Here is a 15,410-nt window from a genome sequence, read left to right on the forward strand (position 1 = left end):
GAATATTAAATAATAATTAGTTAATTTTATTTACTTTATTTATCTAAATATTTAAAATGTTAATTACATTTGCTTCATGAAACGGAATGAGGATATTTTATGGAAAGGCATTTTAGAAGATGCTTTCGACGACTTTCTGCGTTTTATAGATCCCGAAGCAGAGCGTCTTCTTGATCTGGAAAGAGGTTTCGATTTTTTAGACAAGGAACTATTACAGGAAGTTCCATCAAAGGGAAATAGGCATTCTTCAAAAATAGTAGACAAACTGGTTAAAGTATATACTAAAAATGGACAGGAAGAATATATCCTGGTACATGTTGAGGTACAGGGGAAATACCAAAAGGATTTTGGAAAAAGGATGTTTACCTTTTATTATCACCTGTTTGATAAATATAATAAACATATCACTGCCTATGCTATTTTCACAGAAGCCAACACTATAGAAAGACCAAACTTTTTTACGATAGAACTTTTAAGTACAAGCCTGTTGTACACCTTTAAAACTTATAAGATAGCAAATCAGAAAGAGGAAGAATTACTGGCCAGTAATAACCCATTTGCATTGGTGGTTTTAGCGGCTAAGACAGTATTGATGAGCAAAAAAATTAAAGATAATGGGCAACGTGATCAGCAGCTGTTAGCGGTAAAAACTAATCTGGTTAAACAATTATTATCAAAAGGCCTGAATAAAGAAAAGGTCAGGATAATAATGAACTTCATTAATTATTATATCAATTTTGACAGTAATGAAATAAATATTAAATTTTAAAAACAATTAAATCAACTAAAGAAAGAAAGGATAACTATGGGATTGGAAGAATTATTATTAGAGGACGCAAAAAACCAGGGAGAAAGCCAGGGAATAAAGAAAGGAATTAAAATAGGGGCCAAGCAAGAAAGAGAACAAATAATACACAACCTTATTTATAAGACTAATCTACCTGATCAACAAATATGCGACTTAGTTCCTGTATCTCTAAATTTCGTAAAAAAAGAGAGAATGAAACTTAGAAATAATTAATTCATTTAGATTATTGTTTTTTACTTTTTGTACCCAGCCAGATCACAGCATCTTCAAATAGCTGATTTTGTGTAGCAGAATTAAATATCTGATCGCCATGGCCCATATTCATGTATAACATGTTGTACCTGGTATTGGTCCATACCACAGGGATATCTCCATTTCTAATAATATCCTTTTTACCGAGTGGGTAATTAGAAGGATCCAGCGTGATCAATACTTTAATATCCTTATTTTCGCGGGGACTGGGTTTCCATCCATACCACTCATTCAGGGTGGAAATATATGCAGATGGCAAATGTCTGGTAGCAGGATGATGGTTATCATCAACAATTAACCTGGCGGGTAAGGGCGGCCAGTTATTATTATAAAAAACAGCTCCGCCAAAAAAGTCGACAAACCACGGCCATTTCGTGTATTGGTCATTGTAACCCGCCACATGAAATCCCAGCCACGCACCTCCATTTTTCATATAATGCTCAAACGCCTGCCGCTGAGTTTCATTTTGCGGAAAGTCATTCAGCCAGATCACTACCTGATACTTCTTTAATCCTTCATCATTCAGATTTTTCCAATTGGTAGTAGTATCAAAAACAAAATCATCTTTAGCAGCCATTTTTCGGTAAAACCTAATGGCATCTTTAGCAAAATCTACATGATCAGATTCTACAGTTGTGGTATACAATGCCAGCACTTTAAATTTAGGCGCCGCAGAAGGAGAAGTCATCTCTCGCTGAAGGGCAGTTAGTAAACCGGTAATGTGCACATCTATTTGTGAAAAAAGTACCTGATCTTCGGGCGACCATGGTTTCCCTTGCCTGTAGTCCCACCACCTATAACCGATTTTAGAATATTCATTAGAGATCCCTTTTTCTATCGGCTTCTCATAAAGGTCAGTCATTTTCACTGTATACTTACCATCATTCACTATGATATGCACAGCAAACTTTATCAAATAATAATTCCCGCTGCTGCTGGTTACAATTTTAAAAACTCCGTTCCCTTCGATTTCGCCCGTAATTTCATTAGCTGTTTTTACACTGGCTACTGAAAGAGGAAATGAGTTTTTCGCCCATTTCAATGCCCTGTTAAACAACTCATCCCTGGATAAATTTTCAGCGGCCTTTATATCTTTCTCATAACAGATGATTCCATCCTGCATCGGCAAAACAATCTTACTTTGAGCAGGACTTATCAGTGGGTACAAGATAAAGAAGATAATAATCCAGTTAGTTTTCATAAAAAGAGCGATGTAAAGCAAAGATGATCAATAATAGCTATTGCTTTTCAAATATCACCAGCAGCTGATCAAAACCTCAATTACCAGCCCCTACTTTAACACTACATAGAACTAATATCAATTCAAAAGGATGATTTTCCGCCGGTCAAGCTTTACTTTTATCTCTCCATCATTGATGCAGTTAAACCATATGATTAGCCTGTAATTACCCTGAAGCTCAGCCTCCACATTTCCACATGAAAAAAACACTCTTATTTTTAGCCTTTAGCCTGTTATCAATAATTAATATCCTTCCGGCACAAACCCTTAAAAAACCAAGATTTAAGGCAGTAGCGATTGCAGAAATTGGAGGAGGCCATGCGCTTTTTACTGAAGCAGCCAAAATATGGTTGAATAAATTGGCGGCCGACAGTAATTTTACGATAGATTATATTACAGATATTAAACCTATTACCAGCCATTATTTAGCCCAATATCAGCTTTTCATTCAGTTGAACTATCCACCCTATCCATGGAGCCATAAATCGCAGGAAGCTTTTGAAGAGTACATTGATAAAGGAAAAGGGGGATGGATCGGGTTTCATCATCCTACCTTGTTAGGCATATTTGACAATAATCCAATGTGGCAATGGTATAGTCAATTTATGGGAGACATTCAATTTAAAGACTATATACCTGGCGGAACGTCTGCGCTTTTGCATGTTGAAGATCAAGCTCATCCAGTAATGAAAGGGGTACCAACATCATTCAGCACTGAAGATGAATGGTACACCTATAACCAGAGCCCCCGACCAAATGTCCATGTACTCGCAAGTATTGATGAATCTACCTATCTGCCAGAAAAAACGGTGAAAATGGGAGATCATCCGGTAATATGGACCAATGAACATGTGAAGGCCAGGAACTTATATATAGCGATGGGACATTTTCCCGGCTTATTTCAAAATGAAGCTTACACCGCAATAGTAAGAAATGCGATATTCTGGGCTGCAAAAAAATAAGACGGGTTTAACGATCGGATTATTTAGGCCAGTAAAAAGCTGTTATTTCTCAACCGCCCAGAAGATTGCATTGCTGAATAATCTGGTGTAATTCTTATCCTGAAACAGGATTGGGGAATGCCCCATAAAGATGTAAATATTCCTGGCTTTATAATGAGGATTAGTCCATACTACAGGATGATCTCCATTCATTTTAATTTTAGAATCCGGCTCATAACTAGACTCATCTACTGTGGCCAATACCTGTACATTTGGTCGCGGACTTTTATCATAAGTATACCATTCTTCTTTTTGAACGGGGAAAGATGATGGGATACCTTTCATTACAGGATGATGTTTATCTTCTATATTTACCGTAGCCTTTGCAAAAGTAGCAATGTAATCCTTAAACCGGATACCTCCCATAAAATCATGGAACCAGTTCCACATTGGATAACCGTCAAATTCACCGATTAAGGTAGCATGATGAAAACCGACCCAGCCTCCCCTTCCTTCAGTAATATATTTTTGAAAAGCCGCAGCTGCCTTTTCTTTCCATGCATAAGGTGCGCAATCAAGTTGAATGAACAACTGATATTGTGATAAAAACTGATCATCTATCTGGTCGGTATTTTGAATATAATCGATAGCAAAATTATTATCCGCAGCTAATTTATCCAGCCATACTATGGCTGCTTTTGAATAATCTATGTGGTGCCCTCCATTTTCATATAGCGCTATTACCCTAAATTTGGGCGCTTTTTGTTGTGCGCATACCATAAAAATGGATAAAAGAAAACAAACAAACGTAGATCCAACCTTCTTCATGTTCAAATTTTAATTACCCTGCAAAAGTATCATGAAAACCGGCATACGCACCACTACATCAGCACTACTTTAAATCATTTTATTCATTTTTTTAAGATCACGGGATAGAAATTTAAGTATCTGCTTTTTTACGATATAAATTAACGTTTTTCCTCTCTTATCGGCTTTTCTTTAAGTAATTTACACACTCTAAGTAGTTATTAAAGGCTTAGCATAATAATTATCACCCTATTCTTAACCGAATTAACTTAATGAACCTGCATTAGCCCGTAGAAAAATAATGCAGGTTTCATCACCTTTAAACCAACTGTATCCAATGAAAAGAATCATTTTTATGATTATTTTTTGTCGTGTTTTACTATCTACAGCACTAGCACAAGCAACTATAGGCCTACCCACTATAAAGAATTACAAAAGCTCTGACTACAATGCGGCTACAGAAATCTGGGATATTCATCAGGACAGCAACGGGATTCTCTACTATGCCAATAACGATGGACTACTAACCTTTAATGGCAGTTACTGGAAGCATTATTCTATGCCGAATAAAACACCCATTAAATCTTTAGCCATTGATACCGATGGCAAGATCTACGTGGGCGGCCAGGATGAACTTGGATATTTTCTTCCCGATGAAAACGGGATTTTAAAATTTCATTCCATTAAACAACTTTTACCACCTGTAGCAAGGCAGTTCGCGGATATATGGGATATTATAATTATTGACCATCAGATCTTTTTTAGAACTGTAGAAGCTATTTTTCAGTACAAAAACAATAAAATAAAGGTCTTTGATGCCAATGGTGGTTGGGTTTTAATGAATAAAGCCGGTAACCAGGTTTATGCTCAGGACAGGGATTCCGGTTTGATGGTTTTCAAAAACGGGCAATGGGTTTCTCCTTTTACGAAAAAAGAAGGCAGCCCTCTCCGTGTTACAGGGATTATGGATTATCAAAAAGATACCCTGCTGGTCACTACTTTAAAAAACGGACTATATTTGTTACATGGCAATACGCTAACTAAAAAGACTACACTTGCAGATCATATTTTTGCGTACGACCTGATCAACTGTGCAAAAAAAATAGAAGATAACCGTTATGCCATTGGCACTGCGCTAAGCGGGATGTTGGTTATCGACAAAAAGGGAGAACTGATCCAAAGGTTTTCTACAGCTGAGGGACTGCAAAATGCAAAAGTACTGAGTATTTTAAGCGATCGCGACCAAAACCTGTGGCTGGGCCTGGAAAATGGCATCTCTTTTATCAATTACCATACAGCCATTAAACATATCCACCCCGTCAAAGAAATTCAAACAGTAAGCAGCGCCATCAGGATCTTTAACAAAAGATTATACATCGGTACGTCAAATGGATTATACAGCGTACCTATTGATCTTTCTAAAAAAGACCTGAGCGATAATAAAGGAATATTTACCGAGGTAGCTAATACCAGAGGCGAAATACTAAACCTTACAGAACTAAACCATCAGCTTTTATTTGGACATCATGAAGGCGCATCTCTCATTAAAGATAATACAGCCATTCCCATTACTACCAGACAAGGAGTTTGGTCCATTAAATCTTTCCCGGCTGAGCCGGACCTGATTGCAGGAACTTATACGGGTTTGGAACTGATAAAAAATGTGAACGGCAAGCTGAAGGACGATGGGAAAATTAAAGGCATTTATGAGTCGCTCGGTAATTTAGTAACAGATAAGCCTGACATCCTGTGGGCATCAAATCCCTACCGTGGTATCTATAGAATGCAGATTTCATCTGATAGAAAAAGCATTGTCAACTACCAGATCTTAACAAAAAAAGAAGGCCTGCCATCAGTTTTAAACAACCAGATCTACCGCATCCGTAACCAGGTAGTATTTACCACAGCACATGGGGTGTTTGAATACGATACTAAAATCAAAAAATTTGTTCCTTCCGCTTTCTTTAAACCTATTTTTGAACAAAGAAGCGTACAATATTTAACTGAAGATGCCGAACATAATATCTGGTTTGTGAGCGATGATTGTGTCGGCGTAATCGACTTCAGGAAAAAAGAAGCGCACCGGCCTTATGCTGTCATCTATTTTTCTGAATTGAATGCCCAAACAACAAAAGGATCTGATTTTATCTATCCCTATAATAACCAAAATATTTTTATCAGTGCTAATGATGGTATGTATCATCTCAATTATAGCCAGTATTCACAATCCCGTACGCCATTCCGGGTGTTGCTCAGTACAGTAAAAACTATAGATAACAAAGACAGTTTAATTTATGGGGGATATAATCCTGCCCATACGCACAAGACTATACACCTGGCTAAGCGATGGAATTCATTTCATTTCGAATATTCTTCTACTTTGTATGGACAGGAAAGCAATGTAGAATTTAGCTATAAGCTGGAAGGATTTGATAAAGAATGGTCTGGCTGGTCGTTAAAAACGGAAAAGGATTACACCAATCTACCCTATGGAACCTATACTTTCTCTATAAGGGGACGCAACAATTTAGGACATGCGTCATCTCCTGTAAGTTATACTTTTGTGGTTGACCCTGCCTGGTACCAAACGATTTGGGCCAATCTGGCGTATGTGTTTATCTCCATTTACGCACTTACACAGATTCTAGCCTGGCAGAAAAGGAGATTTATACTCCATCAGCAAAAATATGAGGAAGAACAGGTGCGGCTGAATTATTTACACAGTCTAGAGCTGGACAGAAATGAAAAAGAGATCATTACCTTACAAAAAGAAAGTCTGGAAGCCGAGCTGCAGTTTAAGAACAAAGAACTGGCTACTGTTACGATGCATCTCGTTGAACGGGGTGGCATTTTACTGAATATCAAACAGGCGTTGCTTACCTTAATGAAGAATACAAGCATCCCTGATCCGGAACATGAGTTCAGGAGCGTGTTCCGTTTACTGGATGAAATTGAGAAAAAAAATGATGACTGGAATCAGTTTGCCATTTACTTTGACCAGGTACACAATAATTTTCTTACGATTTTAAAGAACAAGTATCCAGGTTTAAGCTCTACAGACTTAAAGTTATGTGCGTATTTAAGACTAAACCTGAGCTCTAAAGAGATTGCCCAGCTGATGAATATCTCGCTTAAGGGAGTAGAGATCAGCAGGTACCGTATCCGTAAGAAAATGGAATTGACAACAGAGGTAAACCTATACGATTTCTTAATCAGGATAACACAAACCCCATCTTAATAACCATGTAGATTACTGTTGACTTTCTTACACAAAGATTTTATACATAGATATTACCCATAGCAGCATCATTCATTTGTAGCCACTGCCAAAAGGTACCATGCGTTATGGGGCAGCCACTGTTCTGCCCATCTCCAGTCGTAATCTTTATGGATCTCTTTGTAAGAGCGGTTAAAATCTATATTCTTTTCATTGGTTAAACCTGAAGTAATTCCATTCACTATTCCTCCCGGTGCGTTCGTGTATTCAAAGGTTCCAAAAAAGCCATAGGTAGGATTATTATGACCAGTTCCCTGAAGCATAGAAGCATCAAAAGGATTTAAACCGAGTATCCAGTTCAGCTGATTTAAGGCAAAAATTTCTGCCTGATCATGGAAAAGCTTATCGGTGGTAAACAGCTTTGCGGCCATTTTTGCAGCCGTAGCCATTGAGGCCAGTCTTGCGTTTTCCCCCTGCCACCATGGCGATGCATCACTGCCATGCGGGAAGAAAAAGGAGCTGCGCCTACTGCCCAGTGTATCCTGCACCAGCTGGCGGCTATAACCAAAAGGATTGTTCACCTCTCTGGTAATCGCCAATTCAAAATCCATAGATTTGTGTACGGCTTTTTTTATCTTAACCTGCATCTCTGCCGGGGCTTCAGGATAATAATACAACAGGCTCACCAGTGGCATTCCCGCATCAGAGGGATGAAAAAACGGACGGTCTTTATTGTCGGCACGCCAGTAATTTTTATAATTCATGCCGGAAATCAGCCTGTCCATCAACTGGCCAGCCCTTTTTTCGGCAGCGCTTTTATAGACTTCTTTTTTGGTTACTTTATATAATTCTGTGGCGGCATTCAATGCACAATAATCATCCAGTATGTTTTCCTGACCATCATAATCCATTTGCGGATTTTCCTTTTCCAGAAAGGCAAAAGCATTCTCCGCAGCTTTCAGGTAATCGGCCTGACTAAAATCACCCGAAACAGGGTAAGCAGACGCCATGGCGAGGGAAGCAATAGCCATTCCTCCACCTGAGCGATAGCTCACTTCATAACTCTTTAAACTCTTGCCAGACATCTTTTTACTGAAAGCCTGATCACTGCTTTGTTTGATCCGGTAACTCCCCTCTTCAGCCTGGATCACCCTGTCCTGTGGCAACTTCCCGGCTCCAGGTGCAGCAACAGAACGATAAAAAGATCCGTTTTTCACCTGCATACGCACCAGGTAATCTGCTCCGTATAGGGCTTCATCCAGCACACGCCTGTTGATCTGGCGGAAATCTGTTCCTGGTTTACTGTGTAAAGCTTCATATGTTTTAAACAGGCTCCAGTCGGTTAAACCAATTTGCTGGGGATTAAAAAATGAGGAAAAAGAAAGATGGGAAAGATGTTTACCATAATCACCAGTAGCATCATACCATCCGCCATGGGCATCAATAGTATCTTTTGAAGTACCTGCCAGGGCCAAATGATGGTCGGCCTTGTCTAGCAGGCCTGAACTTCGCTGACCTTTAAAGTAGTATACCACATCAGATAAAGTAGCGCCTTCCAGTACATTTTTCCCGATTAAAAAAGGATACGAAGAAACGCCTCCTTTTGCTGAGCTGACTTCAATCCTATAGCTACCATCAGTTGTAAACCTGCTAAAATCTATCGTCCAGAATTGCCATTTCTTCCACTGATCTACTGTACCGCTGAACACCGGTTTTCCGCTAAATACAGGCCGACCAGTTTTCATATCAATCACCTTAAAAATTGGAACAGTTATTTTACTATCGGCTACCAGGATGGCCTGTTTAGCCTTGTTGTCTTCATAACCCACATGGTTAGTCAAAACTTTTACAGATTGTGCCTGAAGAAAAAAAGGAATAAATAACATGATATTCAGTATTCCATTTTTCCTGTTGAATAAGTTCATAAAAATTATTTAAAAATTAGCTTTATTCACCTTCCACCTTAACCGAGTAAGCCATTATCAGGCCCTCCCAACAAAGAAAGAGCTGGATAGTTGAGCGTTAATTTAAAGACTTGTAGGCCTGTGTTAAAAGATATCCTTTCTTGTCGTCGGCATATTCCCAGAACATCACCCCGCCCATATTTTCTGTTTTTACATACTTGCATTTATTTTTGACCGACCACTCATCATCAAAAGAGATGAATTGCCGGGTGGTCCCGTTAAATAAATAAGCAGCTTTAGCATCATTATCTTTGTAATATTTAAATCCTTTCCGGTTTATCAGGCTATCTTTAAGAAAAGTATAACCGCCACCCTGGGCATGTAAAGTTGTTTTCCCGCCCAGTCCGTGGTTTACATCATCCGCTACGATAGAGGAGCGACCATAAAAAGCAAGTCCCATAACCAGTTTACCAACGGGCACTCCTGCCGTTATATAATCTGCCACAGCCTTAGCGGCATAATCTCCTGTATGATAAATTTTTGAAGGAAATAGATTGGTATGGTGAATAGCAACTCCCAGGCTGTCCTGAAAATAGTCGTAGGTCATCAGATTGATATAGTTCAGGTAAGCCTGGGCTTTATCCATTTCGGTATGCTCTAAAAAACGTTTAAAAGCACCTACTGCGGCAGTCAGCAATAACTTTTGTCCGGTTTGCTGCTGCATGACATCCAGTTCTGCACGTAATGCCTGGAAAAGCAGGGTATAGTTTTGCTTATCTTCCGGGCGGTGTACGTTGCCTATACCTAACTGATCGGGATACTCCCAGTCGATATCAATACCATCCAGATGATACTGTTTAATGATGGCTACGGCACTTGCTGCAAAAGCCTTTCTGGAAGTATCAGAAAGTGCGGCATCAGAAAAATTACCGCTCCACGCCCAGCCGCCAATAGATATCAGGATCTTAAGGTCCGGGTTCTTTTGTTTAAGCAGGTTCAGGTTTTTAAAATTAACAGAATCTGTTTTGAGGTTTGTTAACCACGCCCGGTTATGCTGTATATTAACAAAAGCATAATTGATATGCGTTAGCTTTTTTACATCCAGCACGCTGGTATCTACTAAACCTTTGTAACCGCCAACATAGCCGATCACCACATATTTATGAGCCGCCTTGTTTTGTGCATTCACCGCTGAAACTATCATCAATAAGCCCAACATTAAAAGGAGCCTTAATGCAGGTAGTTTTTGACCTGGATGTTTTAAGTATAAATTTATCATAAGTTATCAGTCTGGGTGATTAAATTTTTAGTCTCAATCTTTTCTTTTCCATCAACCCTACCAGTGTAATTAACAGCAGCGACATCAACACCGAGCGGATTAAGCCAACTGCTCCTGTATTAAGGAATGGAGGATAGATCACATGAAATAACCTGAAAAGATATACTTGAAAATAAGGCATCAGGTAACAGGTAAGCGTACTTGTTCCGGCGGGGCTGATGAATTTAAAGAGATCTTTCTTTCCCTTGATATCTACCAGATAAATGGCCATTTCAAACACCAGTATGGTGATGCCGCTACAAATAAATACCCACGCCGGGGTAGAATGTATTTTCGAAATTCCTTCTGCATAAGGGCGAATGATCAAACCAAGCGCAATTGCCAGGATACCCGCCCCGGCAAGGATCAGCCAAAGCTGCTGCGTTTTACCTTTTGCTACCAGTTGCGCATACAATCCTGAAATTACGATACCGCCCATGGTTAAGGTTACTGAAGATCCATCGCCTATTAACCAAAGCCTGTGTGTGATCATCCCGGTATGTGCGGCGATATTAACTCCCGCAAACAAGATCAGAAACAGTAATAACAACCCCAGCTTTCCTTTGGTAAAAAAATATACCAGTGCACAAACCAGGTACGACCAGCCAATGATACCCAATATTCCCCACCATCCTGGCCGCATACCAGTCGGCATATCGGGTTTCCCCCCTTTATAGAGCACCGCCATTACTACCAGTAACCCTACTCCTATTCCCATTAGGCTATACTTTTTAGCTTTCTCCATAGTTTCCGGATAATCCAGCCATATCATGAAAAAAGCAACGGTAATGATTAATGCCCACACGGCTTTGGGTAGTAATGAAGCAGCGCTATATTCTTCCAGGTTCACATGGTAAAAACCCATGATCAGCAAGGCCGCACTGCGACTAAGGATATAGATGATGATTTTTGTGGAAGACTCTCCTTTTTTGATTTTATTGCTGATAGCAAAAGGAAGGGACAATCCAACGATAAACAAAAAGGCCGGAAAAATGGTATCTGCAAAGCCCATTGCATTTGCAGTTCCTTCTGCATGGTCTATCCATAACGGAATGTGTTTTACTCCGCTCGCGTCATTAACGAATATCATTAAAAACATGGTTACAGCCCGGAGTACGTCAATTGATAAAAGTCGTTTAGGTAATTGTGACATCAAATTATTATAGTTTGAAAAATTGCGTATAAATCCCCTTAGGGCCTTAGCACCATATATCTATGGCATTGTGTTAAGATACATAGAAATAAAATCAGGTACGATTTTACTACCACTACTTTACCACTACGGATTAAAAAAAGCCTTTATTTCTGGTTAAATTAAGATTTGGTTAAATATTTATTAAAAATTATTGATCTATGTGGCTCATCAATGCCATACAAAAATATCCGGTTGTGTCATCAAAAAAGCCATGAAAGTCACTGATCACTGTTAAATCATCTTATGGATAAATTATTTTTCTACAGATGCAACAACTGATAAAAGTTCACGTCTCATAACATGATACCACTAAATCCTTTTATGAATAGACAATTACAGATTCTCGTATTTTTCCTTATTTGCAGTTTCTCTTTACGAGCCCAACCTAAAAACCCAACTGCTACTATCAAAGGGGTAGTAATTGATTCTGCTTCGAAAAAAGGGCAGGAATATGTAACCGTTGCACTTAAACAGGGAAATGCCGCTTTAAGAACAACCCTTAGCGGACAAGACGGCTCTTTTCTGTTTAATAAAGTCACCCCGGGTAAATACACGATTGTTATTGCAGCCATGGGTTTTACCCCAAAAAATATTCCTATTGAAATTAACAAAGACCAGGTGCTTGATCTGAGTAGTATTAGCATTCTTTCTCAATCAAACAACCTGGCTTTGGTTAATATTACGGCAGCAAAACCAGTTATCAAACAGGATATAGACCGGATAACTTATGATATACAGGCAGATCCGGAGAGTAAAGTAAATACGCTGCTGGATATGATAAGAAAAGTACCATTGCTGGCAGTAGATGGAGATGATAACGTTACGCTTAAGGGAAACAGTAACTATAAGATCCTGATCAATGGAAAAACATCTTCTATGGTTGCCAAAAATCCTTCGGATATATTCAAAACGATGCCCGCTTCCAATATAGAAAAAATAGAGGTGATCACTACACCTCCTTCAAAATACGATAGTGAAGGCTTAGGTGGAATCATCAATATTATCACTAAGAAAAATGCAGATAATGGTTATAACGGAAGCCTCAACTACAGACAGTCGGCACCTGTAGGGGGGAAATCGGGCTCTGGTTCCATCTCGGTTAAAGAAGGTAAACTAGGTGTTTCCGCTAATTTTGGTCTTGGTGATTACAAAAGCAGCAATACGGGTATAGGAAAAAGCAGGACTACCACTGGCGACTCGCCTACTGTCCTTAACCAAAGCGGATTGAATAATTACCATGGAAATTTCGGTTATTTAAGTACCGAACTGAGTTATGAAATTGACACACTGAATCTCCTTACGGCAGATATATCCTATAACAGGAATGATGAAAAAAGTTTTATCCCTCAAACGTCAACACTATTTGAAAATTCGATCCTCACCCAGAGTTATGATTTCCTTGCCAATGAAGATGAGCAATGGAAAGGCTTAGACCTTGGATTGAATTACCAAAGGAATTTCAAAAATCATAAAGACCGCATATTTACCCTGTCATACAAAATTAGCAATTCTACCAGCAGCGATGCTTATGACCAGGAATTTCAAAACCGGTTTAACTATGATGCACTGACTAATCCCAATTACAACCAATACAATAATGCTAAATCCAATGAGCAAACCATACAGGCAGATTATGTAGAACCGCTCACTAAAAAACTAAACCTGGAAGGTGGCGTAAAAGCAATCCTGAGGAACAACAGCAGTAATTTTGATTATAAAAATCAAACGCCCACAGGTGAATATGTAACAGATCCGGCACTCACTAATGATTTTAACAATAACCAGAATGTATATGGCCTGTACAATTCCTATCAGTATAACCTGAAAGACTGGGGATTTAAAGCCGGTGCCAGGGTCGAAGTGACCACTATTACCGCAGATTTCATCTCTCAGACTACTAATCTGGATAAGAATTATTTCAATGTGATCCCTGCCCTATCTATTAACAGGAAATTTAAAGACATGAGCAGTTTAAACTTTGGCTACACCCAAAGAATACAGCGTCCGGGCATCTGGCAGCTTAACCCTTTTGTAGACCGCTCCAATCCGAATTTTGAAACCAGTGGTAATCCTGATCTGGTGCCTGTGTTAAACAATAGCTTTGAGGCAAATTATAGCAGGTTCAAAAAAGGATCTATTAATATAGGTTTAAACTACTCTTTTGCCAATAATACCATACAACAGATCAGCAGCTACAATGCTGCTACAACTATCACCAGCACAACGTATACCAATACTGGTCATGACAGTAAGCTGGGCACTAACTTTAATATCAGTTATCCTTTTACTGATGCCCTTAATCTAACGATGGGCGGTAATATGAACTATGTGTGGCTGGAAGGGATGGTAGACGGAGTAGATTTTAAAAACACTGGTTTCCAGGGCTATGCCTATGGCTCTTTAACCTACAAAGTTAAACCCGACTGGCGTATTGGGGCAAATTTATCCTACAACAGTGCATATGTATCCTTGCAGGGGCAATCCAAACATAACACTTTCAGTTCGTTCTCTGTGGCTAAAGATCTGATAAAGGATAAATTAACTTTATCGGGAAGCTTTAATAATATTTTCCAGAAATATATGGTGCGTGAAAACGAAACTACCGGAGAAGGTTTTACACAAAGCTCTTACAGACAGCAATATTTCCGCAGGTTTAATGCCAGTTTAAACTGGAAGTTTGGGAAACTAAAAGATGCCGTTAAAAAGAGTCAGCGGGGAATCAAAAATGACGATTCATCAGGAACTACCAAATAGAAGACTGATCAACGTAAACTAATGCCGGCCCGGGCTGGCATTAGTTTATCAATTGATATATTATCCTTTTTTAACATTTAATGAAAGGATGTATTTAACCATTTTCTTTGCATCAGGAGAAGTTAATGCCGGATGGGGCGACATTGCCACCGGCCCCCAGTTACCACTACCGCCGGCAATTATCTTTTGTGATAAGGTATTGATATTAGCTGTAGTCATTGGATATTTCTTGGCTACATCCATATAAGCAGGTCCGACCATCTTGTTCTGCACATTATGACAACCCATACAATCCAATGATGCGATCAGGGCTTTACCCTGGGCAATCTCTTGCGGATTAACCGTCATTTTATGCACCGTTGTAGTTTTTACCACGGTTTTTGTAACCTTTTTTGTTTGAGAAAAAGCTGTATAATTACTGCTCAAGGCAGCCATAAAAATGCAGCCGGAAATAATAAAATTTAACTTCATAAAAATAGCAATGGTTTATAATATTTAAATATAAGCGATGCAGTCCATCTCAACGAGTGAATCTCCCGGAACACCCCCTTTAGCTACAGCTACTGTAGTACGCACAGGAGGTTTGCTGCCAAAACGACCTTTGTAGATGGAGTTCATTCCTTTATAATCAGCAATATCATTCAGGAATACCGATACTTTCAGTACTTTCTCCATTGACGAACCTGCTTTGATCAATTCAGCCTCCAGCGCCTTCAACACGATTTCGGTATGTGCTTCAATGGTAAAAGGTGCAACGTGGGCTCCCATGCCAGCAATAAACACCATATTTCCTAATTTAGTGTGACTAGAAAATAATGGCACATCATCTAATGTAGTGACATCCCCTGCTTTTTTTTCCGGTGCTGCTTCTGCTGCGTTAGCAAAAAAACCAAGTCCTGTTACGCCAACAGCTGATAATAACAATTTTTTTAGTGCAGATCTTCTTTCTGTTCCCATTTTGTTTAAGATTTATA

Annotated in this window: 12 protein-coding genes; 5 read left to right on the forward strand and 7 right to left on the reverse strand. The window is 39.1% G+C overall.

From position 1 onward, the window contains the following. The first annotated feature begins 76 nt into the window (after positions 1-76). Complete coding sequence (locus GSQ84_RS01325) at positions 77-769, forward strand: hypothetical protein (protein WP_158795454.1); 693 nt, start codon at positions 77-79, stop codon at positions 767-769. 36 nt (positions 770-805) lie between these two features. Next, the gene (locus tag GSQ84_RS01330) at positions 806-1,021 is read left to right on the forward strand and encodes a hypothetical protein (protein WP_158795455.1); all 216 of its coding nucleotides are present in this window, start codon (positions 806-808) and stop codon (positions 1,019-1,021) included. A gap of 10 nt (positions 1,022-1,031) precedes the next feature. On the opposite strand, the gene GSQ84_RS01335 is transcribed toward GSQ84_RS01330, so the two are convergent. Further along, positions 1,032-2,261 carry a ThuA domain-containing protein gene (locus GSQ84_RS01335; protein ID WP_158795456.1) on the reverse strand — a complete coding sequence of 410 codons (1,230 nt, stop codon included), beginning with the start codon at positions 2,259-2,261 and terminating at the stop codon, positions 1,032-1,034. A gap of 236 nt (positions 2,262-2,497) precedes the next feature. Here GSQ84_RS01335 and GSQ84_RS01340 point away from each other — a divergent pair, with 236 nt between their 5' ends. Then, the gene (locus GSQ84_RS01340) at positions 2,498-3,262 is read left to right on the forward strand and encodes a ThuA domain-containing protein (protein WP_158795457.1); all 765 of its coding nucleotides are present in this window, start codon (positions 2,498-2,500) and stop codon (positions 3,260-3,262) included. A gap of 42 nt (positions 3,263-3,304) precedes the next feature. On the opposite strand, the gene GSQ84_RS01345 is transcribed toward GSQ84_RS01340, so the two are convergent. After that, positions 3,305-4,069 carry a ThuA domain-containing protein gene (locus tag GSQ84_RS01345; RefSeq protein WP_158795458.1) on the reverse strand — a complete coding sequence of 255 codons (765 nt, stop codon included), beginning with the start codon at positions 4,067-4,069 and terminating at the stop codon, positions 3,305-3,307. Positions 4,070-4,385: 316 nt separating this feature from the next. Here GSQ84_RS01345 and GSQ84_RS01350 point away from each other — a divergent pair, with 316 nt between their 5' ends. Then, positions 4,386-7,286: a triple tyrosine motif-containing protein gene (locus GSQ84_RS01350; RefSeq protein WP_158795459.1), complete on the forward strand. Its 2,901-nt coding sequence runs from the start codon at positions 4,386-4,388 to the stop codon at positions 7,284-7,286. 68 nt (positions 7,287-7,354) lie between these two features. Here the strand turns inward: GSQ84_RS01350 and GSQ84_RS01355 are convergent, their stop codons facing one another. The 3 genes from GSQ84_RS01355 to GSQ84_RS01365 form a co-directional block, all read right to left on the reverse strand. Then, positions 7,355-9,190, reverse strand: a complete 1,836-nt coding sequence (locus tag GSQ84_RS01355) for a glycoside hydrolase family 9 protein (protein ID WP_216848843.1) — start codon at positions 9,188-9,190, stop codon at positions 7,355-7,357. Between the two features lie 97 nt (positions 9,191-9,287). Beyond that, positions 9,288-10,373, reverse strand: coding sequence for a glycoside hydrolase family 18 protein (locus GSQ84_RS01360; protein ID WP_216848844.1), 1,086 nt, complete (start codon positions 10,371-10,373; stop codon positions 9,288-9,290). Positions 10,374-10,467: 94 nt separating this feature from the next. Then, entirely contained in the window at positions 10,468-11,640 is a 1,173-nt protein-coding gene (locus tag GSQ84_RS01365) for a heparan-alpha-glucosaminide N-acetyltransferase domain-containing protein (RefSeq protein ID WP_158795461.1), read from the reverse strand. A gap of 363 nt (positions 11,641-12,003) precedes the next feature. Between GSQ84_RS01365 and GSQ84_RS01370 the strand changes: the two genes are divergently transcribed. Then, positions 12,004-14,436, forward strand: coding sequence for a TonB-dependent receptor domain-containing protein (locus GSQ84_RS01370; RefSeq protein ID WP_158795462.1), 2,433 nt, complete (start codon positions 12,004-12,006; stop codon positions 14,434-14,436). 60 nt (positions 14,437-14,496) lie between these two features. Here the strand turns inward: GSQ84_RS01370 and GSQ84_RS01375 are convergent, their stop codons facing one another. Together GSQ84_RS01375 and GSQ84_RS01380 are read right to left on the reverse strand one after the other, a co-directional pair. After that, positions 14,497-14,907 carry a c-type cytochrome gene (locus tag GSQ84_RS01375; protein WP_254070757.1) on the reverse strand — a complete coding sequence of 137 codons (411 nt, stop codon included), beginning with the start codon at positions 14,905-14,907 and terminating at the stop codon, positions 14,497-14,499. Between the two features lie 24 nt (positions 14,908-14,931). Beyond that, on the reverse strand, positions 14,932-15,393 hold the full coding sequence (locus tag GSQ84_RS01380) for a RidA family protein (RefSeq protein ID WP_158795463.1): 462 nt from the start codon (positions 15,391-15,393) through the stop codon (positions 14,932-14,934). Positions 15,394-15,410: the final 17 nt, after the last annotated feature.

Source organism: Pedobacter sp. L105, from assembly GCF_009765875.1.
Taxonomy (GTDB): Bacteria; Bacteroidota; Bacteroidia; order Sphingobacteriales; family Sphingobacteriaceae; genus Pedobacter.